The sequence below is a fragment of the Pseudomonas sp. PSKL.D1 genome, assembly GCF_028898945.1.
In the GTDB taxonomy this organism is placed as follows: Bacteria; Pseudomonadota; Gammaproteobacteria; order Pseudomonadales; family Pseudomonadaceae; genus Aquipseudomonas.
The window spans coordinates 1,082,142-1,107,735 of the sequence record NZ_CP118607.1 but is presented as its reverse complement, the minus strand read 5'-3'; the positions used below and the strand labels follow the sequence as shown (position 1 = coordinate 1,107,735).

Below are 25,594 nucleotides of genomic sequence, written 5' to 3'. Positions count from 1 at the left end.
GAACTCTTCGATGGCCAACTCCGACGAACAGGCCAACCGCACCAACAGCGTGGCCGCCGCCATCAACGAACTGGGCGCCGCCACGCAGGAAATTGCCGGCAACGCCGCCCAGGCATCCCAGCACGCCAGCTCGGCGCGCCTGCTCGCCGAGGAAGGCCAACAAGTCGTAACGCGCAACATCGAAGCCATGAACCGTTTGTCTGACCTGATCGTCAGCTCCAGCGCGCACATCGAGACCCTCAACAGCAAGACCGTGAACATCGGCCAGATCCTCGAAGTGATCACCAGTATTTCCCAGCAAACCAACCTGCTGGCGCTGAACGCTGCAATCGAGGCCGCCCGCGCCGGCGAAGCAGGCCGCGGCTTCGCGGTAGTGGCCGACGAAGTGCGCAACCTGGCACATCGCACCCAGGAATCGGCGCAGCAAGTGCAAAGCATGATCGAGGAGCTGCAAGTGGGCGCCCGGGAGTCGGTCGACACCATGAGCCAAAGCCAACGCCACAGCCAGGACAGCATGCAGATCGCCAACCAGGCCGGCGAACGCCTGGACAGTGTCACCGTACGCATCGGCGAGATCGACGGCATGAACCAGTCAGTGGCCACCGCCACCGAAGAACAGACCGCCGTGGTCGACTCGATCAACATGGACATCAGTGAAATCAACATGCTGAACCAGGAGGGCGTGGAAAACCTGCAGGCCACCCTGCGGGCGTGCTCGGACCTGGAACAACAGGCTGGTCGGTTGAAACAGCTCGTAGGAAGTTTCCGAATTTGACCTGAAACACCGGGAAGGGGGCGGCGCAGCCCCCTACCAACCCGATCGAACAAACTATCCTTCTATAAGGTCAACCTTCAGGCGCGTCATCGCACAGATGACACACCCGAGGACGATCCCGGAGGGATGCTGATCGTGCACATCGCCGACATCACCATGTTCTACGCCCCCGCCAGCGGCGGTGTAAGGACGTATCTTGATGCCAAACACCACCGCCTCGATGCCTTTCAGGGCGTACGTCACAGCCTGCTGATCCCCGGTGCCATCGCCCGCCAGAGTGGTGGCATCCACGAAGTGCCAGCCCCTCCCCTGCCGTTCGGCAATGGCTACCGTTTCCCTGTGCGGCTCGCCCCCTGGTGCAACGTACTGCGCCGCCTCCAGCCAGACCTGATCGAAGTCGGCGATCCGTACCTGACCGCCTGGGCCGCCCTGGAGGCCCGGCGCAAGCTTGATGTGCCGGTTATCGGCTTTTACCACTCCGACCTGCCGCTGCTGGTCAGCAACCGCATGGGCAACTGGTTCACGCCCAACGTCGAAGCTTATGTGAGCAAGCTATACGGCAATTTCGACCGGGTACTGGCACCCAGCCAGGTGATGGCCGACAAGTTGCGCCGCCTGGGCGTAAACAATGTGCATGTGCAACGGCTGGGTGTGGACCTGGCTACCTTCAACCCACTGCACCGCGACCCACTGTTGCGGGCCGAACTGGGCATCCCTGACACCAGCCGGCTGCTGATCTATGCAGGCCGTGGTTCGCGAGAGAAAAACCTGTCGGTACTGCTGGAATGCATGCAGCACCTCGGCCACCCGTATCACCTGTTGCTGGTCGGCTCGAGCATGCCCACCAGCGTGCCCGGCAATGTCAGCGTGATCGATAACTTCTGCCCCTCCCATGAAGTTGCCCGGCTGATGGCCAGCGCCGACCTGCTGGTGCATGCAGGCGACCAGGAAACCTTTGGCCTGGTCATCCTCGAAGCCATGGCCAGCGGCACGCCGGTAGTGGCCGTGCGCGCAGGCGCCTTTGGCGAAATCGTCAATGAGCAATGCGGGCGCTTGTGCCACCCCAACGATGCGCACGCCATGGCGAGTGCCGTGCGTGAAACGTTCGAAGACGGCGTGCGAAAACTGGGTGCCCAGGCCCGGCGGCATGTGGAACAGCAGTATTCATGGGACAACGTGGTAACCGGGCTGCTCCAGCACTACCAGGCCGTGCTCGGCCACCAGCCCCAGGTACGCGCCCATGGTTGAAGCCAACAGTTCGCCCGGCAGCGTGATGCTGGTACTGCATGACATCGCTCCGGAAACATGGCCCGATTACGAACCCTTCGTCCAGGCAGTGGACGAAATGGGCAATGTGCCCATGACCTGGCTGGTGGTGCCGGACTTCCACCACCGCAACCTGCTGGCGCGCGCTCCCACCTTCTGCAAGCTGCTGGACCGGCGCCTGGCTCGCGGTGACGAATTGGCACTGCACGGTTATTTTCACGCCGACGACGGGCCATCGCCCCGCACCCCCGGCGAGTTTTTCATGCGGCGCATCTACACCCATGAAGGCGAATTCTACGCACTGGACCAACTTCAGGCCCTGCAACGCCTGGAAGAAGGGCTTGCCCTGTTCGACCGGCAAGGCTGGCCAGTCGCCGGCTTCGTTGCACCCGCCTGGCTGATGAGCCCAGGCACCCGCCAGGCCTTGTGCCAGCTACCCCTGCGCTACACCAGCACGCCACGGCATTTGTACCGCTTGCCAGACTTCACTGCATTTGAGGCCCCGGGCCTGGTGTGGAGTGCACGCAGTGCCTGGCGCCGCGGCTTGTCACGGGTTGTCTGCGACTGGCAATGCCGACGCTGGCGCACTGCCGAAACCCTGCGCCTTGGCCTGCACCCAGTCGACATGCGCCACCGCTCCTCGCGCAACTACTGGCTGCGCACCCTCGACGCCCTATTGCTGCAAGGCCGCGAGCCACTGACCAAATCCGCCTGGCTGGATCGCCAGGTCATGGCATGAACCGCTACGGCTGGCTGCTGCTGGCCTTGCTCTGTGCAGTGCTGATACCAACCCTGCTGGGCGGAGATGAGCTGCTGCCAAAGCTGATGGCCTTTGACCGTGGCCTGCTGCTGACGTTGCTGGGCATGATCGTGCTGTGCTGGGTCATCAACGCGATCCGCCTGCGCCTGCTGCTTGGCCAACACGGAGAAAAAATAGGCTGGGTTCGCAGCCTCGGCGTGGTGATGGCCACCGAGTTCGCCATTTGCACAACCCCTGCCGGCAGTGGCGGGCCGCTGACCCTGATGGCACTACTCGCCCGTGACCGCATCGGCCCGGCGCACAGCGGAGCGGTATTCGCCACGGATCAACTGAACGACCTGCTGTTTTTCTTTTGCGCGCTGCTGGCCATTGCCGGCTACGCACTGTTTCACAGCCTTGGCCAACGGCAGGAAGACCTGCTGCTGAGCAGCGCGTTGCTCCTGTGCGCAGCAGTGGCCGCGATTATCGGGTTGGTCAAGTACAGGCGCGCGGCCATGCGGCTGAATGGTCGGTTTCTTCAGCGCATCGGGGTGTCGCAGCAACGCAGGAGGCGCTGGGCGCGCAAGGCATTGCACTTTGTTGGCGCCCTCGGGCAAACCTGGCAATTACCCAAACGCACATTGGCCTTGGTCTTCACCCTCACCTGCGTGCACTGGGGCTTGCGCTACAGCGTGTTGTACCTGGTGCTGCAGGGGCTGGGCGTGGAACTGTCCTGGATCCCAAGCTTTCTGGTGCAGATGCTGTCACTCAGTGCCGGGCAGTTCAGCCTGTTGCCCGGGGGAGCAGGCGCGGCCGAGCTGACGTCGGCCAGCCTGTTGTCGCCATGGGTGGGCAGCTCTACCGCCGCTGCGGCAATCCTGATCTGGCGGGCAGTTACTTACTACTTTTATCTGCTGGCGGGCGGCCCGGTGTTTGTCTGCCTGCTGGCGCGTCCATTGCTGGAGCGCTGGCGGCGTCAGGCGGGCTGAGCTGGCGCCAGAGGTCTGCAGCACCAGGAAAGTCGGTGCCGTGGTTTTCGCTCATCGCGTCGGGATCGTACCGGGCCAGGCAGCCTTCACCCAAAGTGGGTAGCGGCGCAGCAGTGCCCTTGTCGGCAGGGTCTGCCATGAACTCTCTCCTTGCACCGGGCGCAGTACCTGTAGGAGCGGCTTCAGCCGCGAACACCGGCAAAGCCGGTGCCATCCACGGCGTCGGCCACAGCCATCACACAACGCGATCAGTCAAACACAACCGTCTTGTTACCATGTACCAACACACGGTCCTCAAGGTGATAACGCAGGCCACGGGCCAGCACCATCTTCTCCACGTCACGCCCGAAACGCACCATGTCTTCAATGCTATCGGCGTGGTTCACGCGCACCACGTCCTGCTCGATGATCGGGCCGGCATCCAGCTCTTCGGTCACATAGTGGCAAGTCGCGCCAATCAGTTTCACACCGCGCAGCGCTGCCTGATGATATGGCTTGGCCCCCACGAACGACGGCAGGAAGCTGTGGTGAATGTTGATGACCTTCTCGGCATAGTCCTGGCACAGTTGCGGCGGCAAAATTTGCATGTAGCGCGCCAGCACTACCACATCTGCCCCATGCTCCTGCACAAGGCGCGACACTTCGGCGAACGCCGGTGCCTTGTCTTTTGGGTCGACCGGTACATGGAAGAACGGAATGCCATGCCACTCGACCATGCTGCGCAGGTCGTTGTGGTTGGAAACCACGCACGGGATCTCGCAATCCAGTTCGTCGGTGTGCCAGCGGTGCAACAAATCCGCCAGGCAGTGGGACTCGCGGCTGGCCATCAAGACCACACGCTTTTTCTGGGCCGAATCGGTGACACGCCAAGTCATGGAGAACTCTTCGGCGATCGGCGCAAAGGCTTCACGGAAAGCCTCGATACCAAACGGCAATGATTCGGCACGAATTTCATGGCGCATGAAGAACCAACCACTCTGCTCATCGGAGTGGTGACTGGCTTCGTTGATCCAGCCGTTATACAAGGCCAGGAAATTACTGACCTTCGCCACGATGCCAACACGGTCGGGGCAAGCGATCACCAGACGATAGGTGCGCATGAAATAGACTCCAGAACTTCGCAAAGGCGCTTATTCTAGCGGCCCTCCAGCAAAAACGCAGTAATCATCTGTACGGCCGCCTCCACCCCCAGCCAAAGGCGGCACTCCTCCAGTGCAGCAACACGCACATGCCATACATGACGTTTTACAGGGCCATATGTAAATTTTTCTTAACCTTGAGATATTTTGTCACAGCCACTCTTTATAGAGTTGTGCGTGCAATTAATATGTTTACTTGCGAGTTGTGCCTGTCTATTATTGCCCCCACACATTCTGAACACGCAACAAGGAACACTCCATGTCCCTGATCAACGAATACCGCGCTACCGAAGAAGCCATCAAGGAACTTCAGGCCCGCCTGGCCAACCTGTCGCAGGATGACAAGCTGAAACAAGAACTGGAGTTCGAAGGCAAACTGCGCGCTCTGATGGGTGAATACTCCAAGTCGCTGCGTGACGTCATTGCGCTGCTCGACCCAGAATCGAAACTGAGCAAAGCACCACGCGGCGGCCTGAAACCTGCTACCACCAAGCGCGCGCGTAAGGTCAAGCAATACAAAAACCCGCACAACGGTGAAATCATCGAAACCAAAGGCGGCAACCACAAAACCCTGAAAGAGTGGAAAGCCAAGTGGGGTGGCGATGTGGTTGAAGGCTGGGCTACCCTGCTGGACTGATACTCCACGCACTAAGCGGTACCCGCTAAAAAAACGCCGGCTTGATGCCGGCGTTTTTATTTACCCCTTCAAAGGCTAATGGCAAATTGCTCTGACAATTTCCGGGCATGCCCTTGCCAAGCCTCCAGTACACGGCGCCCGCCATCGTCGGCACTGGCCAGGGCCGTCTGCAACGCCTGCTCGAAGTCACCCAGGGTATTGGGGGCGCCCCACTGCGGGTCGCTTAACCGTTGCTGGCAAAAGCCAAACCAACGCTGGCGTTCTTCGCTGTTCAAGGTCTCGGGGAAGTTGCGAGCCCGGTAACGGAACAACAGTTCAGGCAGGCGCGCATCATCAAACATCCAGTGCCCCTGCCCTAACTGAGAAGGGTCCAGGGTGCGAACTTGTTCGCACAAGCGGCGATCACGGTCATTGAGAAAACCATCATACAGTTGCTGTTCAGGGTCTTCGTTGGGCGCGAAGTCTTCCTTGCCGTAAATATGCGCCAGCTTGTCCTGCCAAACGTGTTGTTGTTTGGCCAACGCGTCCGCGCGCGCTTGCAGAACCGCCAAGTCGATACCCAGGCGTTGCTGATCTGCAGGGCGCAATACCGACAGTGGTGCTACTACCGGGCAGCGATTGATCTGCACCAACTTGAGCGGCACCGGGAATTGTCCGTCAGACAATTCCTCATGACGCGTGTACAAACGCTCACGAAGCACGTCAGCTTCTTCCCTTATTAAAGGTAGGGTCTCCTGATGCAGGTCGCACACAATCAGTGCATTGCGGTTACGCGGGTGCCACGCCAATGGCAAAACCACGCCAAGATAGTTGCGCGCTGCCGAGAAGCGCCCCGATATATGCACCAGCGGCTGTAACAAACGGATCTGTTCCATCACTTTATGCTTGCTGCGCAACTGGAACAGCCATTCATACAATTTGGGTTGTTTCTGCCGTATCAACCGTGCCAATGCAATGGTTGCCCGCACGTCGGAAAGTGCCTCGTGCGCATGGCCGTGGTCGATGCCATTGGCCTTGCTGAGCAGTTCCAGGCGAAGGCTGGTGCGGCCATCCTGCTGTGGCCACTCGATGCCTTCAGGGCGCAAGGCATAGGCCGTGCGCACTACGTCGATCAAGTCCCAACGGCTGTTGCCCCCCTGCCACTCACGGGCATACGGGTCAAAAAAATTGCGGTACAGGCTGTAACGGGTCACTTCGTCGTCAAAGCGCAAGGTGTTGTAGCCCGCACTGCACGTGCCCGGGCGAGCAAGTTGCTCATGCACCCGGGTCATGAATTCGGCCTCGCATACACCTTGGGTCGCCAGCTGATGAGGCGTTATCCCGGTTACCAGGCAGGCGGCCGGGTGCGGCAGGATGTCGGCAGAGGGTTGGCAGTAAAGATTGATGGGCGCCTCGATCTCGTTCAGATCAAGGTCGGTGCGCACCCCTGCAACCTGCAAAGGGCGGTCGCAGCGCGGGTTGATGCCAGTGGTTTCGTAGTCGTGCCAGAAAATGCTGGAAGTCACGGGGTCGTCCTGTTTCTAGATCGACCCGATTCTAGCGGACACAGCCTCAGACGCGAGCGTTGGCCGGGCGGAAACTGAAATAATCACGCAGCGAACGCACGAACTCGTCGTACTCGTGCGGCGCCTGCAACAGCATGAAGCCCGAGTCGTAGTGGCCAGGCGTCTGATCTTCGCGGCACCACAGGCAACTGGCGGTCAGGTTGATGTATTGAAAACCGCCGCCGCCCAGTGGCAAACGCAGCTGCAACTCGAAGTCAGGCCCCACCAGCACAGGAAGCTGGCTTATCAGCATCAACCCGTCTTCGGAGGCATTACCCAGCTGCCCGATCGGCTGGTCGGTAAAACGGTTGTAAACCTTGAGTACACAAGGCAACTGATGGCGTTCGATATGGCGCTTGTTGAACATGATCGCGAGTGCTGTCCGTACCTGATGCCAGGAATACGTGGAACTGGCGGTTGCTGTAACAACTGATTTACAGGTTAGCGCAGCACGGTGTGCAAATCCCGTGAAATAAACGACACCTTGGTGTTAACGCCAAGGAGAGGTATTCACCGGGCTGGCCACCGCAGGCGCATTGCCACGGTAATGCCCGAGCTTCTCCAGGGTTTGCAGGCGGGCCTTGGCCCGATAGGCGTATTCGTTGCGCGGATACTGCTGAATCAGATATTCATATGTTTGTGCAGCATCCACGAAAAGCTGCTGGCGCTCAAGACACTGGCCACGCAACAGCGACACTTCCGGATGAATGAACGGCCGCGACCGGCTGGTACGGTCGACCTGCGACAACTCCAGCATGACCTTCTGGCAATCGCCACGGTCGTAGGCGCGGTAAGCATTGTTCAAGTGGTGGTCCATCGACCAACGGGTGCAGCCGACAGTGCTGGCGGCCGCCAGGGCTAAAACGATCAGGGCGCGCATGGGGGGTCTCCTTTGATGCCAGTGTATCGGCCATTGCCGGCAAATCTTCACAGCCTTCTGCAAGCATACCCCTGCCCGTTCAATTGCCACCCTGCATTGGTCGCAGGTAGTGCAACGGAACAATGACTACAGCGCAATTGAGGAGTAGCCTTTCGCTGCGCTTCACTATAGGAGTCTGTGCATGACCATCCGCCGTACCAAAATCGTCGCCACCCTTGGCCCCGCCAGCAACTCGCCGGAAGTGATCGAACAGCTGATCCTTGCCGGCCTGGACGTGGCACGCCTGAACTTCTCCCACGGCACCCCGGACGAGCACAAGGCCCGCGCCCGCCTGATCCGTGACATCGCCGCCAAGAACGGCCGCCATGTCGCACTGCTGGGCGACCTGCAGGGTCCGAAGATCCGCATCGCCAAGTTCAGCAACAAGCGCATCGAACTGAAAGTGGGTGACAAGTTCACCTTCTCCACCGCCCACCCGCTGACCGAAGGCAACCAGGACATCGTCGGTATCGACTACCCCGACCTGGTGAAGGACTGCGGCGTCGGTGACGAACTGCTGCTGGACGACGGCCGCGTGGTCATGCGCGTCGAAACCGCCACCGCTGATGCCCTGCACTGCGTGGTGATCATCGGCGGCCCGCTGTCCGACCACAAAGGCATCAACCGCAAGGGTGGCGGCCTGACCGCCCCGGCCCTGACCGAAAAAGACAAGGCCGACATCAAGCTGGCCGCGGAAATGGACCTGGACTACCTGGCCGTGTCGTTCCCGCGTGACGCCAGCGACATGGAATACGCGCGCAAGCTGCGTGACGAAGCCGGCGGCAGCGCCTGGCTGGTGGCCAAGATCGAACGCGCCGAAGCCGTGGCCGACGACGAAACCCTCGACCAGCTGATCCTCGCTTCCGACGCCGTGATGGTGGCCCGTGGAGACCTGGGTGTGGAAATCGGCGACGCCGAGCTGATCGCCATCCAGAAGAAGATCATCCAGCACGCCCGCCGCAACAACAAAGCGGTGATCGTGGCGACCCAGATGATGGAGTCGATGATCCAGAACCCGATGCCGACCCGTGCCGAAGTGTCCGACGTGGCCAACGCCGTGCTGGACAACACCGATGCGGTGATGCTGTCGGCCGAAAGTGCCGCCGGTTCGTACCCGATCGAAGCCGTTCAGGCCATGGCTCGTATCTGCTCGGGCGCCGAAAAGCACCCGACCAGCCAGAAGTCCAGCCACCGCCTGCACACCACCTTCGAGCGCTGCGACGAAAGCATCGCCCTGGCGGCCATGTACACCGCCAACCACTTCCCGGGCGTAAAAGCGATCATCGCCCTGACCGAGAGTGGCTACACCCCGCTGATCATGTCGCGCCTGCGCTCGCACGTGCCGATCTTCGCCCTGTCGCCGCACCGCGCCACCCAGGCGCGCGCCAACATGTTCCGCGGCGTCTACCCGATTGCCTTCGACCCGGCCTCGCTGCCGGCCGACAAGGTGAGCCAGGCGGCGGTCGACGAGCTGCTCAAGCGTGGGCTGGTGGAGCAAGGTGACTGGGTGATCCTGACCAAGGGTGACAGCTACCACACCATCGGTGGCACCAACGGGATGAAGATCCTGCACGTGGGTGACCCGCTGGTCTGAAGCCTGCTGTGTACAAGAGCCCTGCGATGAGAGTCGCAGGGCTTTTTTATTGTCAAAAGAGCGCCGCTGATATTACTCCCACCTGTTATTTCTGCCAGTTGTCAGACCCGCGCCTGCCCATGGATGATCAAGGCCCAGCACCAGCAGCGACGGGATGAAAGCCATGAAGGCCCAAGGCAGCTCAGCGTTTCCGTTCGATCCCCTCCACCCACTGAAAATCTTCGAACCCGATATCGCCGGCATTGCCACCTCCGTGAAAGTGGGCAATGGCCGGGTTTATGTGGGCAGTGCCTACACGGGCGAAGGCTACAACACCGGATACGCGATTTTCCGCCTGAAAGACGACTGTTGTTTCGACAGTAATTTCGGCAATGGCGGCAAAACCACCGGCACGTTTCTGCCTGGCTATATATCTACGGGCTACCACCTCATACACCGGGTACACGAAGGGCAGGATCAGTTCATGGTGCTGGGCATGACCTACACCACCCTTTTCGAACAAATGCCGGCACTGGCCCGCTTCAATGCGGATGGCACTCTGGACGGGCGTTTTCAGAACAGCGGGCATTTGGCAATCAAGCGGCCTGAAGCGGTTAGCACCAACGTGCGGCCTAAATTCAAGACGGCCTTCAACAGGCTTTCGCAAACGCGTACGCTAGCTGCGGCCCTTACAGCCAACTGGCAAATGAAGCCCATCGAAAACGGTTTCATCGTTTTCGGCAATTACTACGGATACGACCTTGTCGTGATGATGTTCGACTGGGATGGCAACTGGGTAAAAACCTTCAACGGTACGGGGTACAAGTACCTGGAACGGCCAGATGGCAGTGACGGCGTGGTGTACGGGCACGCCTTAGCCATGGACGATGCATCCATTCTGATCGGCGCCAGCAGGCAGACCGCTGACCTTAAGTTTTCCGGGGCTTTTGTCGCAAGGCTTGCACACGACGGTGCGTACGCACCTGGTTTCGGTAATCAGGGTTTCGCAGACTTTGCCGACTTGCAGGCAATCAAGCATGTCGCTGTCGTATCAAAACAAAGAATCATCGGTTGCGGCCAAAATGCAGAGCGCGCCGGGCTTCTCTCGTCGGTACTTTATGAAGACGGTACGCCCGATAACGCGTTCAAGCGCGAACCGGTCATACCAGAGAATCAAAGCCAGGTGCTCTGGCACCAAGTCGTCATTCACGCCTCGGGGGACATTATCGCCGTAGGGCAGAACACCATTGCGGCAGGCAACATGCCAACTATCCTGGCCCGGTTCAGTGCAAATGGTTTACCGGACCTCCCATCAATCACTACGATCAGCGCAAGAATGATCAACTTCCCCACGGCATGTGAAATCACAGGCGAAGACCAGTTGCTGGTACTCGGCCAGACACAAGTGCCAGGCGCCTTCACCGGATTCATTGCACACTTGCACGCTGTTTCAATCAAACATGCTCGGTGAACACATCAGCGAACAGCTGGTTGCGCGGCAAGCCAGCAATGAACAGGCGCTTTGCAAACTGTTCAACTCGCTTTGGCGCCCCGCAGACAAGCGCCACGGTTTGCCTGGACGCCAGCCGTAACGCAGCAAGTGCTTGATCGAACTCAGCCCCATTGACCATTTCGACATGAAGTGACGGATGCTGCCTGGCCAACTCGCCAAGTTCACGGGTGAGATAGTGCGTGCCCATGTGCATCAGCGTGATCTCGCCTTGATGCCCCTGCCTCAACGCCTCACGCAAAATGCCCCATAACGGCGCCAGCCCGGTGCCCGCTGCCAGTAACCAAAGCGGTCTTGCTTGCCAGTCCGGGTCATAATGCAGCGCACCGCCTCTGAGTTCGCCCAGGCGCAACTCATCGCCAATACGCAACTGGCGGGCCATGTCGCAGAATGCACCGCTGCGCTGGCAGTCGATGTGAAACTCCAGAAATCCATCCTCACCCGGCAGGCTGGCCAGTGAATAGGGCCGCGCAACCGCCCCGTTCCACAGCACCAGATGCTGCCCAGCCTGGTAACGCAATGCGCGTTGCGGCTTGAGGCGAAGGCGCAACACATCCCCCAGCCAATCCACCGTACACACCTCGGCGGGCAGGCCGTCTTGCCGGGGGTCGAACACCGCCACACGCAAGTCATCCACTACTCGGCACTGGCAAGCCAGCCGCCAACCCTGTGCGTGCTTTTCGAACGCCAAGGCTTCCGGCAACGCATCCGCCGGCTGCCCCTCCAGGCAATGCACCAGGCAAGCGTGGCAACTGCCGGCGCGGCAGCTGTATGGCACATTCAACCCGGCCTCGTTCAAGGCATCGAGCAGGTTGCTGCCGGTGGGCACGGTCCAGCAGCGTTCGCCCACGCAGAGTTCGGGCATGATGGGTCTTTCTCCAGGTATCAGGCTTCCACTGTAAGCCAAGCGCCCAACGCCAGCAAAAACAATGCCCACCCCACTGCCGACCATGGTCCAGACCAGCCGCAGGTGTTTCCCCGGCCCAGCCGCGCTATACTGCCGCGCCTTTTTCCGTCGGCCTGACCTGCCGGCGCCTTGCAGGCGCTTCGACACGCTGGTCGGCACCGTCGAGCGCCGTAATGAATGTTCCCGTCTTTAAGAGGAGCGCGCTGCATGACCGTGATCAAGCAAGACGACCTGATTCAGAGCGTCGCCGACGCACTGCAATTCATCTCGTACTACCACCCCGTTGATTTCATCCAGGCGATGCACGAAGCCTACCTGCGTGAAGAATCGCCCGCTGCACGCGACTCGATCGCCCAGATCCTGATCAACTCGCGTATGTGCGCCACCGGCCACCGCCCGATCTGCCAGGACACCGGTATCGTCACCGTGTTCGTGCGCGTGGGCATGGACGTGCGCTGGGACGGCGCCACCCTGAGCGTCGACGACATGATCAACGAAGGCGTGCGCCGCGCCTACAACCTGCCTGAGAACGTCCTGCGCGCCTCGATCCTGGCCGACCCGGCCGGTGCCCGCAAAAACACCAAAGACAACACCCCGGCCGTGATCCATTACTCGATCGTCCCTGGCGACAAGGTCGAAGTGGACGTGGCTGCCAAGGGCGGCGGTTCCGAGAACAAGTCGAAAATGGCCATGCTCAACCCGTCCGACTCGATCGTGGACTGGGTACTGAAGACCGTTCCGACCATGGGCGCTGGCTGGTGCCCACCTGGCATGCTGGGCATCGGCATCGGCGGTACTGCCGAAAAAGCCGCGGTCATGGCCAAGGAAGTGTTGATGGAGTCCATCGACATCCATGAGCTGAAAGCCCGTGGCCCGCAGAACCGCCTGGAAGAAATCCGCCTGGAGCTGTTCGAGAAGGTCAACCAACTGGGCATCGGCGCCCAGGGCCTGGGTGGCCTGACCACCGTGCTCGACGTCAAGATCATGGACTACCCGACCCACGCCGCTTCGCTGCCGGTGTGCATGATCCCGAACTGCGCCGCCACCCGCCACGCGCACTTCGTGCTGGACGGCTCCGGCCCGGCCGAGCTGGAAGCGCCGTCGCTGGACGCCTACCCGGAAATCGTCTGGGAAGCCGGCCCAAGCGCCCGCCGCGTGAACCTGGATGACATCACTCCGGAAGAAGTCGCCAGCTGGAAACCGGGCGAAACCATCCTGCTCAACGGCAAGATGCTCACCGGCCGCGACGCTGCGCACAAGCGCATGGTCGAAATGCTCAACCGTGGCGAAGAGCTGCCGGTGGACCTCAAAGGCCGCTTCATCTACTACGTTGGCCCGGTCGACCCGGTCGGTGACGAAGTGGTTGGCCCGGCTGGCCCGACCACCGCTACCCGCATGGACAAGTTCACTCGCCAGATCCTTGAGCAAACCGGCCTGCTGGGCATGATCGGCAAGTCCGAACGTGGCCCGACCGCCATCGAGGCGATCAAGGACAATAAAGCCGTGTACCTGATGGCCGTGGGTGGCGCTGCCTACCTGGTGGCCCAGGCCATCCGCAAGTCGAAGGTCCTGGCCTTCGCCGAGCTGGGCATGGAAGCGATCTACGAGTTTGAAGTGAAAGACATGCCGGTAACCGTGGCCGTCGACAGCAACGGTGAGTCCGTGCACATCACTGGCCCTGCCCTGTGGCAGGGCAAGATTGCCGAGAGCCTGGCAGTTGAAGTGAAGTAAGCTTGATGTAACTGCGGCGCCTGCTTCGCGAGTAAACCCGCGAAGCAGGCGCCACAGTTCTAGACAAGCCTGTCAAACTGCTCCGGCCAATCCCGTCTTGTAAACACTTGCCCTTCCCGCCTCACCCGCCGAACCTGCTCAAGATCCACCTCACACACCAACCATCGACTGGTGGCAGGGTTCAGCTCGTCACTCGTAGCAACTACCCCATCCCCCGGCATTCCATGATCCGGCGGCACATAAAGCCCGGCCCGCCCCACATTCTCATCCAGTGCAGGCGACCACGGCGCCACCCCCACCGTAGGGCTTTGCAACACGGCAATCTGGTTTTCCAAGGCGCGCGCCTGGGCACCAATGCGCACCCGGTAAAAACCTGCCACGGTGTCGGTGCAGCTCGGTGCCAGGATCAGGTCGGCACCTGCTTCAGCCAAGTGCCGAGCCAACATCGGGAACTCGTTGTCATAGCAGATCAGAATGCCTAGCCGCCCCAACGCCGTGTCAAACACCTTAAGGCCCTGCCCCGCCTCGATGCCCCACTGCTCACGCTCGAAGCGAGTCATCATCAATTTGTCCTGATGCCCCACCAGCCCCTCAGGGCCAAACAGCCAGGCGCGGTTGCGGTAGCAGCCATCAGGGTCGAGCACCGGCAGGCTACCCGGTTGCAGATACACGCCCCAGCGCCGGGTAATCCGTTCGCACAACGCCAACCAAGGCTCAATCAACGGCTGAATGCCGGCTATCGAACCCTTCAGATCACTGCGCTGATGTACCGGTAACTGGCCGCTGAGCACCAACCCCGCGTACTCCGGCAACAGCAGCAGTTCAGCGCCAGATTCCACCGCCTCGGCACACAGCGCTTCGAGATGGCTGGCGTAGGCATCCCAGGTTTCATGCAGCTCGATTGCGTACTGGCAGGCTGCCAACCGCGTCATACCGGCAGCGCCTTGAGCCAGAACGACATGATTTTTTCAGAGCTCTCGTCTGCATCCAGGTCACGCCAGGCGTAATGGGTGCGCAGTGAAGGGTCGTGCAAAAAGCCCCGGTTGCGCCAAAAACCTTGCAGCGGCTTGTAGTCCGCAGGGCGCAGTGGGTGTACGCCGGGCCGTTCGACTGCACAGAACGCGCAGTAATCGAACTCGGCCAGCTTGTGGGCGTAAGACTCGCGCTCGATGAAAAAGCGCACGCCCAGGCCGCGGCCCCGGTACTCGGGCAACACCAGTGACTCCCCGAAGTAATAGACGCCAGCCGGATCGCGGCCCTGGGCAATGAACGGCTGCTGGAACTGCGGGCCCACGTCCACCAGCGGTACACCGGTCGAGGCACCGACCACATGGCCGTCGTCAACTGCCAGCACCACCAGGCTGCGCCCGGAGCGCACATAGGCAGCCAGGTAATCGGCTTCGTACTCGGGGGTGCCTTCGTAGAGGTAGGGAAACTCGCGAAACACGGTCAGGCGCAGGCGAGCAAGGTCATCGAGGTAAGGCGCGATAGCGGCGCCGTGCAACAGGCGTATTTCCATGCTTGGCGGTCGTTTTGTCGATGTGGATGACGCGCTCGGCTAAGCCGGGCTTGGAGGGAAACCCTATCATCCGAACCAACCCGCCACCTTTCCCCTACACGACAGGTAATGTTCCATGACCGCTACCGAACTGGTAAATGCCTACTACACCGCCTTCAATGCTGGTGACATGCCCGCCTTCCTCTCGCTGCTCAGCGAAGACGTGATTCACGACATCAACCAGGGTGAGCGGCAAATGGGCAAGGCAAGGTTTGCCGCGTTCATGGACAAGATGAACCGCTGCTACCGCGAACGCCTGGCTGACATCGTGGTGATGCAGAACGCCGATGGCAGCCGGGCGGCGGCGGAGTTCACGGTGCATGGCGAGTACATTGCCGATGACGAGGGGCTGCCGGCGGCCAGTGGGCAGACCTATGTGCTGCCGGCGGGGGCGTTTTTCTACATTCACTGCGGGAAGATTGCCCGGGTGACCAACTACTACAACCTGAATGATTGGGTTGAGCAGGTGGAGTGATCGTTCAGGCAATCACCGTCGTGTAGGAGCGGGTTTACCCGCGATCACCGGCGCAGCCGGTGCCATCCACCGCGTCGTCTGCATCGCGGATGAATCCGCTCCTACAGGAATTGCGGCAGTCAGGAAATACGCGTTCCCAGGACCTTTAGAAAAGCCGCCAACCACGCCGGGTGCGCTGGCCAGGCTGGTGCCGTCACCAGGTTGCCATCCACATGCGCCTGGTCTACCGCGATGTCGATGAACGTGCCGCCGGCCAACCGCACCTCCGGCGCGCACGCCGGGTAGGCGCTGCATTCTCGCCCTTCCAGCACCCCCGCCGCCGCCAGCAACTGCGCGCCATGGCACACCGCCGCAATCGGTTTGCCGGCCTGGTTAAACGCCCTCACCAGGTCCAGCACCTTGTCATTCAAGCGCAGGTACTCCGGCGCACGCCCGCCGGGAATCAACAAGGCGTCATAGCTTTCGGCCCGCACCTGCACGAAATCAAAGTTCAGGGCAAAGTTGTGCCCGGGCTTTTCGCTGTAGGTCTGCTCGCCCTCAAAATCGTGGATGGCCGTACGTACTGTCTGCCCGGCAATCTTTTCCGGGCAAACCGCGTGAACGGTATGACCTACCATGCTCAAGGCCTGGAACGGCACCATCGCTTCGTAGTCTTCGACGTAATCGCCCACCAGCATGAGAATCTTTTTCGCCGTCATCTCACCCACTCCCTCGGTTAACTGAAAACAGTCACCGAACGATAGCCGCTGTCAGTCCCGGCGGTCGAGCAAGTTGACCACCAGCCGGTCAATCCAGCCCCAGATCCGCTGCTTTACCCGACGCCAAAATGGCCGGGCATTCCAGTGGTCCAGGTCAACTTCTTCGCTCAAGGCAAAATCGCGCTCGAAGCTGGCCCTTACAGCAGCGGTCAACGACGGGTCCAGCGCTTCAACATTCGCCTCCAGGTTGAAACGCAGGTTCCAGTGGTCGAAGTTGCAGGAGCCGACGCTGACCCAGTCGTCCACCAACGCCATCTTCAAGTGCAAAAAGCACGGCTGATACTCGAAGATGCGCACACCCGCCCGCAACAAGCGCGGATAGTAGCGATGCCCCGCATACCGTACCGACGGGTGGTCGGTGCGCGGCCCGGTCAACAGCAGCCGCACATCCACCCCCTTGCTGGCGGCGCGACGCAGCGAGCGGCGTACACTCCAAGTGGGCAGGAAGTACGGCGTTGCCAGCCACACGCGCTGCTTGCCGCTGTTGAGGGCGCGCACCAGCGAATGCAGGATGTCCTTGTGCTGGCGGGCGTCGGCATACGCCACCCGGCCCATGCCCTGCCCCTGCAGCGGCACCTTGGGCAACCGCGGCAGGCCAAAGCCTTCGGGCGGGCGCCACGCGGTGCGGCGGTTGTTGGCGTGCCACTGGCGGTCGAACAGTAGCTGCCAGTCGCGCACTACCGGGCCCTGCATCTGCACCATGACTTCGTGCCACTCGCTGGTGGCCTCGCCAGGGGTCCAGAATTCGTCGGTCACGCCCGTGCCGCCCACCACGGCCCAGCGCTCATCCACCAGCATAATCTTGCGGTGGTCGCGATACAGGTTGCGCAGCCAACGGCGCCAGCGCAGGCGGTTGTACCAGCGCAGGTACACACCCGCCTCGGTCAGGCGCTGGCGTAACGCCGTGTTGAAGGCCAACGACCCATAATCATCGAACAGGCAGCGCACCCGCACGCCGCGCCGGGCTGCCTGTTCAAGGGCTTCGACCACCGTCTCGGCGCACGCGCCGCCCTCAACCAGATACAACTCCAGGTCCACCTGGAACTCGGCACATGCAACCGCCTGCAGCATGCGCGGAAAGAACTCGGGGCCATCGATCAGCAGTTCGAATTGATTGCCATCCCGCCAGGGGAAGACCGGCCCCGGCATGTCAGCGCGCGTTGAAAATCAGCACCGCGTTGACCGGCACCGTGGGGTTGATGGATTTGAGCTTGGCGAACTTGCGCAGGGTCTCCAGCCCGGGCAGCAGGCCAAAATCGTTGGCACGCAGGATCAGCGGCTCCAGCGTCACGACCTGGAAGCGTCGCTCGTCCAGCCGGGTGGCGAGCAGCAGCACGTTGTAGCTGTGGGACTGGCCATGCAGCGTCACGGTCAGCGGCAAGCGCAGTTCAATCTGCGCACCATTGGCCAGGTCGTTGATCGGGCGCAAATCGATCTGCGCCTTCACCGAGGCTTCGGCGAAGCGCTCGACTTCGAACAAGTCTTCGCGCATGCGCTCGTCACGCAACGGGATGCCGCTGCTGACCGAATCCATCTCGATGCGCAGTGCCGCCGCGCCCTTGCGGTCTACCGTGCCATGCATGACCAGAAACCGGTGCACCTCGGCGGTATCACCGTTCTTGCCCGTGATGAATGACAACCTTGATGACTCGGCATCAAGGTGCCAGTTGGCGTGGGCAGGGAGGCACAAAGCCAGCAGCAAGGCAGGCAAAAGACGGGGCAACTTGAACATGACAGATCTCGTGAAACTTGACCGTCAACCTTACCCGCCCGCCTTCACGGCAGCAAGCGGCAACCCTCGCGCGCCCCCTGCCAGGCGGCTTGGCTGCGTTGGCCCAGGCCGGCGGCTGTTACCTGCCGCTGCTGGCTGTTCTCTTCCAGCAGGGTCAATGGCAGCCACTGCTTCACGTACCCGCGGCAGTAGCCTTCATCAAAGCCCATGACAAAGCGGCACGAGCAGTACTCCTTGGCCGAGTAGGCCGAAAGGATGCCGGGGAAGTCCGCCAGCGCTTGACGCTCGAGCCAGGCCCAGCCCAGCAGGGCAACAATCATCAGCAGCAACAGACGCTTCATGAGCCCTCCCCCGGCAATGCCGCCAGCACCTGTTTGAGCAGCTCGTTATGGCTGAAGCGGCCGTCGCGATCATCGGCGTAACGCACGATCACCAGCTTGCGGCTCGGCACTACATACAGGGCCTGGCCCCAGTGGCCGAGGGCCGCGTAGGTATCTGGCGGCGCATCGGGCCAGGGCGCGGCAGCGCCGGGCAGCGGGCGGTTGAGCCACCAATGCCCACCGGGGTTGGCTTCACCGGGTACCGCTTCTGCCTGCTGGAAGGGCGTGCGGGCAAAGGCTACCCAACTCGCCGGCAGCAACTGGCGGCCAGCCCACTGCCCCTCACGCTGCATCAACAAGCCGATACGCGCCAGGTCACGGGCACTGAGGTAAAGGTAGGACGAGCCTATAAATGTCCCGGCTGCATCGCGCTCCCAAACGGCGCTGTCGATGCCCAACGGCGTGAACAAGGCCTGCCACGGGTAATCGGCGTACCGGCCCGCGTCCAGCATGCCGCGCAATGCGGCGGCCAGTACGTTGCTGTCGCCACTGGAATAGTGAAAGCGCTGGCCTGGCGCCACGCCAGTGCCGTGCGCAGCCGCGTAGGCCGCCATGTCGTGGCGGCCTCGGGTGTACAGCATGGCCACCACTGACGACTTCAGCGGCGCGTACTCATAGTCTTCTTGCCACTCCAGACCACTCGCCCAGTGCAACAGGTCGACCATTTGTACATTCGGGTGCGCTTGCATGGCGGGATAGAAGCGCGCCACCGGGTCGTGCAGGTGAAACCGCCCTTCACCCAACGCCACGCCCAACAGCGTGGCCAGCACGCTCTTGCTCACCGACCAGGTCAGGTGGGGCGTGCTGGCGGTGGTGGGGGCCACGTAACGTTCATGAAGGATTCGGCCATCCCGGATGATCAACAGCGCATCGGTGCGGATGCCGTTGCGGGCGGGGGTGCGGGCGGGGAAGGCGTAGTTGTCGACGGCCTGCCAGTTGAGGGTTACAGGGGCGACCTGCCATTCAGGGTCAGGCCAGTCTTCAGCCTTGGCGCAAGCCATGACAACAAAAAGAACCAATAGCAGACCTTTCAGCATCGCGTTTCAGGCTCGCAATTTTGGGGCTGCTGCGCAGCCCTTTCGCGACACGAGGCCGCTCCTACAAGGAATCGCGGCAGTTCAGACCGGATGCGCTACCTGTAGGAGCGGCCTTGCGTCGCGAAAGGGTCGCAAAGCGGCCCCAGGATTCAGAAGGCCACACAACCCTATCAGGCCTTCACGACAATCCCGCAGCAGCCCAGGCCTTGTCCAGGCGTTTATCCCGGGCAGCCGTCGCGAGCGCCAGCACTCCCTGGTCCCGTTGCCACAGTTGAGCCCATGCCTCTGGCCCCACCCTGAGCGCCGCATCGATGGCTTCACGCAGCGCCTGAAATTCGGCAAACAGCCCCCCCAGCAGCAAATGGCACCCCGTGCTGTCGGCACACTGCCGGCTGCCCTCTGAACAACCCGCCAGTAACGCCAGCAGGCGCAAACGCAGCGCCTGCGGCCAGCCACTTTCCTGTGCTACGCCATACAGCCAGGCCACCAGCGCCGCCAACACGTACAAGTCTTCCAGCGAGCGGAACGGTTTGACGTAAGCATCCCAACCATCGCCGGCCAGCAACTCGCAGGCTGCCTGGTCAAGGTGCAGGCGGCCGTGACCAACCTCTGGCATCAGCGGCAGTGTGGGCAGTGCTTCCAGCGTTACGCCATGCTCGCCCGGGTAGACCACCGCCAGGTTCAGCCGTGGCGCCTCGCCCGCTTCTTCGCAGCGTGCGGCCACCAGTAACCATTCGGCATCAAGCCCGGCAGTCACGAAGTCTTTGCTGCCGGTCAGCCGCAAGTCCTTCAAGCGCGTTTGCATGTCTGCCGGCCGCACGCTGCGCCGCTCGGTGGCGCACAGCGCGCCAAGGCTGGCCGGGGCGCTGGGCCACAGCACGCGCAAAGCCGCCTGGTAACCGATCAGAAAAGCCAGGCCCGGCGTGGCCATGGCCCGCCCGCCCAGCACTGCCAGCTCAAACGGGCTAGCCGCCCCCAGCCGTTCAAGCTGGGTCGCATACACCTCACCAAGGCTGCCGGCCAGCGGTTGGCGGAACGGGTCGTTGAGTCGCTGCAACCAGGCCATTGCTTACTCCTCGCTGTAATTGTCGGGGCTGTCACGCAAGCATCACCAAAGATTCACCGAGGTGACACCGCGCCTACCTAGGCTGACTTTGCACAACAAAGCCGACCGGCCGCAACCCTTCATGGCTGGCTTATGGAGACTCGTAATGACTCGGATCGCTCACTCTGGCGACAACAGCACTGAACGCCGTCTGCAAGCCGAACGCCTGGTCGGCGCTGCGGCCCTGCAGGAAGCACAGGCCCTGCGCTACAAGGTGTTCAGCGCAGAATTCAAGGCCAAGCTCAAAGGCGCCGAACAGGGCCTGGACATGGATGACTACGACGAGCACTGCCGCCACATCGGTGTGCGCGACCTGAGCACCGGCGAACTGGTGGCCACCACCCGACTGCTCGACCACCAGGCCGCCAGCAGCCTGGGGCGCTTCTACAGCGAAGAAGAATTCAGCCTGCATGGCCTGCTGCAACTGCAAGGCCCGATCCTTGAACTGGGCCGTACCTGCGTGGCCCCTGATTACCGCAACGGCGGCACCATCGCGGTGCTCTGGGGCGAGTTGGCCGAAGTGCTAAACGAAGGCCGCTACAGCTACCTGATGGGCTGCGCCAGCATCCCCATGCAAGACGGCGGCGTGCAGGCGCATGCGGTCATGCAGCGCCTGCGCGAGCGCTACCTGTGCACCGAACATCTGCGTGCCGAACCGAAAAACCCGCTGCCCACCCTGGCCCTGCCCGGCAACGTCATTGCCGAAATGCCACCGTTGCTCAAGGCTTACATGCGCCTGGGCGCGAAGATTTGTGGCGAGCCGTGCTGGGATGAGGACTTCCAGGTGGCCGACGTGTTCATCCTGCTCAAGCGCGACGACCTGTGCCCGCGTTACGCCCGCCACTTCAAGGCGGCTGTCTGATGCCTAGGCTGCGGGTGCTCGCCCGCCTCTCGCGCCTGTTGCTGGTGCTGCTACTTGGCATGCTGATGGCCAGCGTGATCGCCCTGGGCGAACGCCTGGGGCTGAAGGCCCCCATCGAGCGCCGTCAACGCTGGACTTGCCTGTTCATGAAGCAGCTGGTCGGGGCCTTGCCGTTCAATGTGCGGGTAATTGGCCAACTGCCGCAACGGCCGATGCTGTGGGTCAGCAACCATGTGTCCTGGACCGACATTCCGCTGCTCGGCATGCTGCTGCCGCTGTCATTCCTGTCCAAGGCTGAGGTGCGCCAGTGGCCCGTGGCCGGCTGGCTGGCGGAAAAGGCCGGCACGCTGTTCATCCGCCGTGGCGGTGGCGATGCCCAACGCCTGCGTGAAGAAATCAGCGGCCAACTGGGGCTTGCCCGTCCGCTGCTGATATTCCCCGAAGGCACCACCACCGACGGGCGCCAGTTGCGTACCTTCCATGGCCGATTGCTGGCCGGTGCCATTGATCGGGGTGTGGCGGTGCAGCCAGTGGCGATTCAGTACCTGCGTGAGGGTAAAGCTGACCCGATTGCGCCGTTCATTGGCGATGATGACCTGGTCTCGCACCTGATGCGGCTGTTTGCCCACCCTCGCGGCGAGGTGTGCATTCATCTGCTGCAACCGATCGGCAGCGTGGGGAAGGAACGGGCAGCGCTGGCGCTTCAAGCTCAGCAAGCCATTCACAGGGCGATGTTCGGGGTGCAAGAGGTCGAGGTCGTGTCACAAGCGGCATGACCTGATGCCGACCCTGTCGCGGGCCTGGCCTGCCAAGCCCAGGCTACCGCCCCGCCGCCGCAAACCCCTGCAACTGTGGGTAAAACTCGCGGAAATCCGCCATCAACGGCTCGTACAAGCACTCCAGCTCCGCCATCACCCCCACCATCCCCTCCGGCCGAGACAGCCGCCGGCCAATGCCGTTGAACACCTGCTCCAGCGTGGCAAAATCGCCATACGCCCCCAACCAGTCATCCGCCGCCATGAACGGCGCTATGCGCGCCAGCCGCCCGGGCAGCTCGGGCTCCGCCAGCAACACCTGGTAAAACGCCCGGGTGAACTGCGCCAGTGGCTGCTCGGCGTAGTCCGCCCAATGGCGCGCCAGGCAGTGGTCGAAAAACACGTCAAGGACAATCCCGGCAAACCGCCTGCGCTCACGTGGGAAGCGCGCCAATGCCGCCAGCACCTCTGGGTGACGGTCGGTGTAACTGTCGATTTGCCGATGCAGCCGGATCGACGCCTCCAGTTCAGGCGCGAAGCGTCCTTCTAACGAGCCTTTGACAAAGTCGCCATACAGGCTGCCCAGCAATTGTTGCGGCGCCGGGCCGCCCAGGTGCAGGTGTGCGAGGTAGTTCATGGCCGCAGTCTAGCACCCTTGCAGCGTATATCGTCGTAACGCGATATAGCGATTTGCACTCACCTCAGAACCACATCGTATTTCTATATCGGAAATTTCCGATCTATATTTCGGCTCATCGCGATATACCGTTACGCCAAAATGAGCTTGCACCGATGCCCCTTGATCTCGACGAAATCATAAAAGCACTGGCCCACCCGGTCCGCCGAGAAATCCTCCAATGGCTGAAAGACCCGGCTGCGCAATTTCCCGACCAGTACCACAGCACCGAAAACGGTGTGTGTGCCGGGCAGATCGACCAACGCTGCGGCCTGTCGCAGTCGACGGTGTCCGCCCACCTGGCCACCTTGCAGCGCGCCGGGCTGATCCACAGCCAGAAGATTGGCCAGTGGCATTTTTTCAAACGCGACGAAGCCACCATTCAGGCGTTTCTCGAACAACTGCGCCAAGCACTCTGACGAGCAGGTAACCTTCATGACCACGCTTTTCGATCCGATCACACTGGGTGATGTGCAATTGCCCAACCGTATCATCATGGCACCGCTGACCCGCTGCCGCGCCGACGACGGCCGTGTGCCCAACGCACTGATGGCCGAATACTATGTTCAGCGCGCCAGCGCCGGGCTGATCCTCAGCGAAGCTACCTCGGTCACGCCCATGGGCGTGGGCTACCCCGACACGCCTGGCATCTGGAACGACCAGCAGGTGCGCGGCTGGAACAACGTCACCAAAGCCGTGCATGCGGCAGGCGGCCGGATCTTCCTGCAACTGTGGCACGTAGGGCGTATTTCCCACCCCATGTACCTGAACGGCGAATTGCCGGTGGCGCCAAGTGCGATCCAGCCCAAAGGCCATGTGAGCCTGGTGCGCCCGATCACCGAGTACCCAACCCCACGCGCCCTGGAAACCGAAGAAATCGCCGACGTCGTCGAGGCGTACCGCAGCGCGGCTGAAAACGCCAAGGCCGCCGGCTTCGATGGCGTGGAAATCCACGGTGCCAATGGCTACCTGCTGGACCAGTTCCTGCAAAGCAGCACCAACCAGCGCACCGACCGCTACGGCGGCACGCTGGAAAACCGCGCGCGCTTGCTGCTGGAAGTCACCGATGCTGCCATCGAGGTGTGGGGCGCGGGCCGTGTGGGCGTGCACCTGTCGCCACGTGCAGACCTGCACGACATGGGCGATGAAAACCGCGCCGAAACCTTCACCTATTTGGCTCGGGAGCTGGGCCAGCGCGGCATCGCCTTCATCTGCTCACGGGAGAACGAAGCCGATGACAGTATCGGGCCTCTGATCAAGCAGGCCTTCGGCGGGCCGTACATTGTCAATGAAGGCTTCGACAAGGCCAGTGCCAATGCGGCGTTGGCCAAAGGCACGGCCGATGCTGTGGCGTTTGGCGTGCCGTTTATTGCCAACCCGGATTTGCCAGCGCGGCTGGCGGCGGATGCGCCGCTGAATGAGGCGCGAGGCGAGACCTTCTATAGCCAGGGTGCGGTGGGGTACATCGACTATCCGCGGTTGTGATTGCGACTGCCGCCGCAAGCGTATCGCGTACCCTGTGGGAGCGGCTTCAGCCGCGAAGCAGGCGACGCGGTGCCTGGCACCGGCTTCGCCGGTGTTCGCGGCTAAAGCCGCTCCCACATACCCCAGCTAATACAACAGGTTATTTGCATGTCATGAGGCCAGCTCAACCTCAAGGCCGCGCGTTGATCTGCTGCTGCAGGTTCTGAATCTGGCTCTGCAGCGTGTTGATGTTGCGCGTGGTCTGCCCGCGGAACGCGTCAAATTCCTGCACTGACGCCCCACTGGCACTGGCCGGCCGGTTATCCGCCTGGCTCTTCAACACCAGTACATCCTGCTCCAGGCTTTCAATCGCAGCTTTGGGGTTGCCTTGCTTCTTCAACGCCGCCACTTCATCACTCAGGTTCTTCAGCTGGCCGTCCAGCTTGCCGCCGTCCACCTGCCCCGATTTCAGCGCAGCCAATTCACTGTTCACCGCCTTCAACTGCGCCTGCAACTGGCCCTGCAACTCGGTCACCGCCTTTTGTTGCTCGCGGGTATCTGCCAACACTTGCTCCAGGCGCTTGCCCAGGTCTCCAGCCTGCCCGGCCACGCCTTGCTGCTGTTTGCCCTGCTCGACCAGGCTGGCCTGCAACTGGCGAATCTGCAGCTTCAACGCCTCGCTGCCGGTGGTGCTGGTCGATTCGCTGGCATCGACCTTGCCGCTGATAGCCTGCAAACGCCCGGCGGCCTCTTCGCTGATGCGGGCAAAACTTTCCTGGGTGGCCACCAGTTGCTGCTCCATCAGCGAAATCTGCTGGAAGCTCCACCAGCCAAGCCCCGCCAGGGCGATGAACGACGCCCCCAGCAGCGCCCAAAGCGGGCCGGTGCTGGCCGGGCGCGCGGCTTTTTTGCGGCTGCGCGACACATGCGCCGGCAACAGTTCGTCATCATCAGGGGTACCGGCCCGCAGGGTAGGCACATCATCGAAATCGTCGTGGGCATCGTTGCGCATGGGTAGGATCAACCGCGGTAGTAGCAAAGAGACATGAGTATAAACCGCTTG

28 protein-coding genes are annotated in these 25,594 nt (G+C 61.8%); 13 read left to right on the top strand and 15 right to left on the bottom strand.

The genetic code is table 11. The annotated features are described in order from the left end of the window. Positions 1-10 precede the first annotated feature (10 nt). The 4 genes from PVV54_RS26535 to PVV54_RS04850 all read left to right on the top strand — a co-directional run bounded on the left by PVV54_RS26535 (position 11) and on the right by PVV54_RS04850 (position 3,769). The gene (locus tag PVV54_RS26535; RefSeq protein ID WP_446731450.1) at positions 11-775 is read left to right on the top strand and encodes a methyl-accepting chemotaxis protein; all 765 of its coding nucleotides are present in this window, start codon (positions 11-13) and stop codon (positions 773-775) included. Positions 776-901: 126 nt separating this feature from the next. Then, positions 902-2,023 carry a glycosyltransferase family 4 protein gene (locus PVV54_RS04860; protein ID WP_274908853.1) on the top strand — a complete coding sequence of 374 codons (1,122 nt, stop codon included), beginning with the start codon at positions 902-904 and terminating at the stop codon, positions 2,021-2,023. Continuing rightward, positions 2,016-2,780: a DUF2334 domain-containing protein gene (locus tag PVV54_RS04855; RefSeq protein ID WP_274908852.1), complete on the top strand. Its 765-nt coding sequence runs from the start codon at positions 2,016-2,018 to the stop codon at positions 2,778-2,780. The genes PVV54_RS04860 and PVV54_RS04855 overlap by 8 nt, the downstream gene beginning before the upstream one ends. Further along, positions 2,777-3,769, top strand: coding sequence for a lysylphosphatidylglycerol synthase transmembrane domain-containing protein (locus PVV54_RS04850; protein ID WP_274908851.1), 993 nt, complete (start codon positions 2,777-2,779; stop codon positions 3,767-3,769). Before PVV54_RS04855 ends, PVV54_RS04850 begins: the two co-directional genes overlap by 4 nt. Before the next feature lie 248 nt (positions 3,770-4,017). Here PVV54_RS04850 and purU read toward each other — a convergent pair whose 3' ends face one another. After that, the gene (gene purU, locus PVV54_RS04840; protein ID WP_274908849.1) at positions 4,018-4,869 is read right to left on the bottom strand and encodes a formyltetrahydrofolate deformylase; all 852 of its coding nucleotides are present in this window, start codon (positions 4,867-4,869) and stop codon (positions 4,018-4,020) included. Positions 4,870-5,167: 298 nt separating this feature from the next. On the opposite strand from purU, the gene mvaT reads away from it, so the two are divergent. Beyond that, a complete protein-coding gene (gene mvaT / locus PVV54_RS04835; protein WP_274908848.1) occupies positions 5,168-5,545 on the top strand; it encodes a histone-like nucleoid-structuring protein MvaT in 378 nt (125 codons plus the stop codon). A 68-nt stretch (positions 5,546-5,613) separates the two neighbouring features. Here mvaT and sbcB read toward each other — a convergent pair whose 3' ends face one another. The 3 genes from sbcB to PVV54_RS04820 form a co-directional block, all read right to left on the bottom strand. Further along, positions 5,614-7,050, bottom strand: coding sequence for an exodeoxyribonuclease I (gene sbcB / locus PVV54_RS04830; RefSeq protein WP_274908847.1), 1,437 nt, complete (start codon positions 7,048-7,050; stop codon positions 5,614-5,616). 46 nt (positions 7,051-7,096) lie between these two features. Further along, a complete protein-coding gene (locus tag PVV54_RS04825; protein WP_274908846.1) occupies positions 7,097-7,456 on the bottom strand; it encodes a PilZ domain-containing protein in 360 nt (119 codons plus the stop codon). Between the two features lie 123 nt (positions 7,457-7,579). Next, entirely contained in the window at positions 7,580-7,969 is a 390-nt protein-coding gene (locus PVV54_RS04820) for a tetratricopeptide repeat protein (RefSeq protein WP_274908845.1), read from the bottom strand. Between the two features lie 181 nt (positions 7,970-8,150). Between PVV54_RS04820 and pyk the strand changes: the two genes are divergently transcribed. Both pyk and PVV54_RS04810 read left to right on the top strand, forming a co-directional pair. Further along, a complete protein-coding gene (pyk, locus tag PVV54_RS04815) occupies positions 8,151-9,602 on the top strand; it encodes a pyruvate kinase (RefSeq protein ID WP_274908844.1) in 1,452 nt (483 codons plus the stop codon). 154 nt (positions 9,603-9,756) lie between these two features. Then, complete coding sequence (locus PVV54_RS04810; protein ID WP_274908843.1) at positions 9,757-11,052, top strand: hypothetical protein; 1,296 nt, start codon at positions 9,757-9,759, stop codon at positions 11,050-11,052. Here PVV54_RS04810 and PVV54_RS04805 read toward each other — a convergent pair. Then, entirely contained in the window at positions 11,036-11,956 is a 921-nt protein-coding gene (locus tag PVV54_RS04805) for an iron-sulfur-binding ferredoxin reductase (RefSeq protein ID WP_274908842.1), read from the bottom strand. The two genes, PVV54_RS04810 and PVV54_RS04805, sit on opposite strands and share 17 nt — an antisense overlap. Positions 11,957-12,205: 249 nt before the next feature. Here PVV54_RS04805 and PVV54_RS04800 point away from each other — a divergent pair, with 249 nt between their 5' ends. Beyond that, on the top strand, positions 12,206-13,729 hold the full coding sequence (locus PVV54_RS04800; RefSeq protein WP_274908841.1) for a fumarate hydratase: 1,524 nt from the start codon (positions 12,206-12,208) through the stop codon (positions 13,727-13,729). A gap of 59 nt (positions 13,730-13,788) precedes the next feature. On the opposite strand, the gene PVV54_RS04795 is transcribed toward PVV54_RS04800, so the two are convergent. Beyond that, complete coding sequence (locus PVV54_RS04795; protein ID WP_274908840.1) at positions 13,789-14,661, bottom strand: carbon-nitrogen hydrolase family protein; 873 nt, start codon at positions 14,659-14,661, stop codon at positions 13,789-13,791. Then, complete coding sequence (locus PVV54_RS04790) at positions 14,658-15,248, bottom strand: GNAT family N-acetyltransferase (protein ID WP_274908839.1); 591 nt, start codon at positions 15,246-15,248, stop codon at positions 14,658-14,660. Before PVV54_RS04790 ends, PVV54_RS04795 begins: the two co-directional genes overlap by 4 nt. Positions 15,249-15,363: 115 nt before the next feature. Between PVV54_RS04790 and PVV54_RS04785 the strand changes: the two genes are divergently transcribed. Then, complete coding sequence (locus PVV54_RS04785; protein WP_274908838.1) at positions 15,364-15,762, top strand: nuclear transport factor 2 family protein; 399 nt, start codon at positions 15,364-15,366, stop codon at positions 15,760-15,762. Between the two features lie 119 nt (positions 15,763-15,881). Here PVV54_RS04785 and PVV54_RS04780 read toward each other — a convergent pair whose 3' ends face one another. The 6 genes from PVV54_RS04780 to PVV54_RS04755 all read right to left on the bottom strand — a co-directional run bounded on the left by PVV54_RS04780 (position 15,882) and on the right by PVV54_RS04755 (position 20,735). Continuing rightward, positions 15,882-16,460 carry a DJ-1/PfpI family protein gene (locus PVV54_RS04780; protein ID WP_274908837.1) on the bottom strand — a complete coding sequence of 193 codons (579 nt, stop codon included), beginning with the start codon at positions 16,458-16,460 and terminating at the stop codon, positions 15,882-15,884. Between the two features lie 51 nt (positions 16,461-16,511). Next, positions 16,512-17,669: a phospholipase D-like domain-containing protein gene (locus PVV54_RS04775; protein WP_274908836.1), complete on the bottom strand. Its 1,158-nt coding sequence runs from the start codon at positions 17,667-17,669 to the stop codon at positions 16,512-16,514. A 1-nt stretch (position 17,670) separates the two neighbouring features. After that, positions 17,671-18,252: a YceI family protein gene (locus PVV54_RS04770; RefSeq protein WP_274908835.1), complete on the bottom strand. Its 582-nt coding sequence runs from the start codon at positions 18,250-18,252 to the stop codon at positions 17,671-17,673. Positions 18,253-18,296: 44 nt separating this feature from the next. Further along, the gene (locus PVV54_RS04765) at positions 18,297-18,593 is read right to left on the bottom strand and encodes an amidase (protein ID WP_274908834.1); all 297 of its coding nucleotides are present in this window, start codon (positions 18,591-18,593) and stop codon (positions 18,297-18,299) included. Next, complete coding sequence (locus PVV54_RS04760; RefSeq protein WP_274908833.1) at positions 18,590-19,669, bottom strand: serine hydrolase domain-containing protein; 1,080 nt, start codon at positions 19,667-19,669, stop codon at positions 18,590-18,592. The genes PVV54_RS04765 and PVV54_RS04760 overlap by 4 nt, the downstream gene beginning before the upstream one ends. A gap of 178 nt (positions 19,670-19,847) precedes the next feature. After that, on the bottom strand, positions 19,848-20,735 hold the full coding sequence (locus PVV54_RS04755) for an acyl-CoA dehydrogenase (protein WP_274908832.1): 888 nt from the start codon (positions 20,733-20,735) through the stop codon (positions 19,848-19,850). A 145-nt stretch (positions 20,736-20,880) separates the two neighbouring features. On the opposite strand from PVV54_RS04755, the gene olsB reads away from it, so the two are divergent. Then, positions 20,881-21,636, top strand: coding sequence for an L-ornithine N(alpha)-acyltransferase (gene olsB, locus PVV54_RS04750; protein ID WP_274908831.1), 756 nt, complete (start codon positions 20,881-20,883; stop codon positions 21,634-21,636). Further along, positions 21,636-22,412 carry a lysophospholipid acyltransferase family protein gene (locus tag PVV54_RS04745; RefSeq protein ID WP_274908830.1) on the top strand — a complete coding sequence of 259 codons (777 nt, stop codon included), beginning with the start codon at positions 21,636-21,638 and terminating at the stop codon, positions 22,410-22,412. Before olsB ends, PVV54_RS04745 begins: the two co-directional genes overlap by 1 nt. Before the next feature lie 43 nt (positions 22,413-22,455). Here the strand turns inward: PVV54_RS04745 and PVV54_RS04740 are convergent, their stop codons facing one another. Continuing rightward, entirely contained in the window at positions 22,456-23,028 is a 573-nt protein-coding gene (locus tag PVV54_RS04740; protein WP_274908829.1) for an acyl carrier protein phosphodiesterase, read from the bottom strand. Positions 23,029-23,183: 155 nt separating this feature from the next. On the opposite strand from PVV54_RS04740, the gene PVV54_RS04735 reads away from it, so the two are divergent. Both PVV54_RS04735 and PVV54_RS04730 read left to right on the top strand, forming a co-directional pair. Continuing rightward, entirely contained in the window at positions 23,184-23,486 is a 303-nt protein-coding gene (locus PVV54_RS04735; protein ID WP_274908828.1) for an ArsR/SmtB family transcription factor, read from the top strand. Positions 23,487-23,502: 16 nt separating this feature from the next. Then, positions 23,503-24,552 (top strand): alkene reductase, encoded by a 1,050-nt coding sequence (locus tag PVV54_RS04730; protein WP_274908827.1) that lies wholly within the window; start codon positions 23,503-23,505, stop codon positions 24,550-24,552. Positions 24,553-24,721: 169 nt separating this feature from the next. Here the strand turns inward: PVV54_RS04730 and PVV54_RS04725 are convergent, their stop codons facing one another. Continuing rightward, on the bottom strand, positions 24,722-25,543 hold the full coding sequence (locus PVV54_RS04725) for an ATPase (RefSeq protein ID WP_274908826.1): 822 nt from the start codon (positions 25,541-25,543) through the stop codon (positions 24,722-24,724). Positions 25,544-25,594: the final 51 nt, after the last annotated feature.

Coding starts and splice junctions, on each gene's coding strand:
- PVV54_RS04775 (WP_274908836.1), bottom strand. CDS start 17,669: ATGCCGGGGCCGGTCTTCCCCTGGCGGGATGGCAATCAATTCGAACTG.
- PVV54_RS04755 (WP_274908832.1), bottom strand. CDS start 20,735: ATGGCCTGGTTGCAGCGACTCAACGACCCGTTCCGCCAACCGCTGGCC.
- PVV54_RS04740 (WP_274908829.1), bottom strand. CDS start 23,028: ATGAACTACCTCGCACACCTGCACCTGGGCGGCCCGGCGCCGCAACAA.
- PVV54_RS04800 (WP_274908841.1), top strand. CDS start 12,206: ATGACCGTGATCAAGCAAGACGACCTGATTCAGAGCGTCGCCGACGCA.
- PVV54_RS04860 (WP_274908853.1), top strand. CDS start 902: ATGCTGATCGTGCACATCGCCGACATCACCATGTTCTACGCCCCCGCC.
- PVV54_RS04780 (WP_274908837.1), bottom strand. CDS start 16,460: ATGACGGCGAAAAAGATTCTCATGCTGGTGGGCGATTACGTCGAAGAC.
- PVV54_RS04805 (WP_274908842.1), bottom strand. CDS start 11,956: ATGCCCGAACTCTGCGTGGGCGAACGCTGCTGGACCGTGCCCACCGGC.
- PVV54_RS04795 (WP_274908840.1), bottom strand. CDS start 14,661: ATGACGCGGTTGGCAGCCTGCCAGTACGCAATCGAGCTGCATGAAACC.
- PVV54_RS04725 (WP_274908826.1), bottom strand. CDS start 25,543: ATGCGCAACGATGCCCACGACGATTTCGATGATGTGCCTACCCTGCGG.
- PVV54_RS04730 (WP_274908827.1), top strand. CDS start 23,503: ATGACCACGCTTTTCGATCCGATCACACTGGGTGATGTGCAATTGCCC.
- PVV54_RS04735 (WP_274908828.1), top strand. CDS start 23,184: ATGCCCCTTGATCTCGACGAAATCATAAAAGCACTGGCCCACCCGGTC.
- PVV54_RS04760 (WP_274908833.1), bottom strand. CDS start 19,669: ATGCTGAAAGGTCTGCTATTGGTTCTTTTTGTTGTCATGGCTTGCGCC.
- PVV54_RS04850 (WP_274908851.1), top strand. CDS start 2,777: ATGAACCGCTACGGCTGGCTGCTGCTGGCCTTGCTCTGTGCAGTGCTG.
- PVV54_RS04785 (WP_274908838.1), top strand. CDS start 15,364: ATGACCGCTACCGAACTGGTAAATGCCTACTACACCGCCTTCAATGCT.
- PVV54_RS04855 (WP_274908852.1), top strand. CDS start 2,016: ATGGTTGAAGCCAACAGTTCGCCCGGCAGCGTGATGCTGGTACTGCAT.
- PVV54_RS04790 (WP_274908839.1), bottom strand. CDS start 15,248: ATGGAAATACGCCTGTTGCACGGCGCCGCTATCGCGCCTTACCTCGAT.
- PVV54_RS04765 (WP_274908834.1), bottom strand. CDS start 18,593: ATGAAGCGTCTGTTGCTGCTGATGATTGTTGCCCTGCTGGGCTGGGCC.
- PVV54_RS04770 (WP_274908835.1), bottom strand. CDS start 18,252: ATGTTCAAGTTGCCCCGTCTTTTGCCTGCCTTGCTGCTGGCTTTGTGC.
- PVV54_RS04820 (WP_274908845.1), bottom strand. CDS start 7,969: ATGCGCGCCCTGATCGTTTTAGCCCTGGCGGCCGCCAGCACTGTCGGC.
- olsB (WP_274908831.1), top strand. CDS start 20,881: ATGACTCGGATCGCTCACTCTGGCGACAACAGCACTGAACGCCGTCTG.
- purU (WP_274908849.1), bottom strand. CDS start 4,869: ATGCGCACCTATCGTCTGGTGATCGCTTGCCCCGACCGTGTTGGCATC.
- PVV54_RS26535 (WP_446731450.1), top strand. CDS start 11: ATGGCCAACTCCGACGAACAGGCCAACCGCACCAACAGCGTGGCCGCC.
- PVV54_RS04745 (WP_274908830.1), top strand. CDS start 21,636: ATGCCTAGGCTGCGGGTGCTCGCCCGCCTCTCGCGCCTGTTGCTGGTG.
- pyk (WP_274908844.1), top strand. CDS start 8,151: ATGACCATCCGCCGTACCAAAATCGTCGCCACCCTTGGCCCCGCCAGC.
- PVV54_RS04810 (WP_274908843.1), top strand. CDS start 9,757: ATGAAAGCCATGAAGGCCCAAGGCAGCTCAGCGTTTCCGTTCGATCCC.
- mvaT (WP_274908848.1), top strand. CDS start 5,168: ATGTCCCTGATCAACGAATACCGCGCTACCGAAGAAGCCATCAAGGAA.
- PVV54_RS04825 (WP_274908846.1), bottom strand. CDS start 7,456: ATGTTCAACAAGCGCCATATCGAACGCCATCAGTTGCCTTGTGTACTC.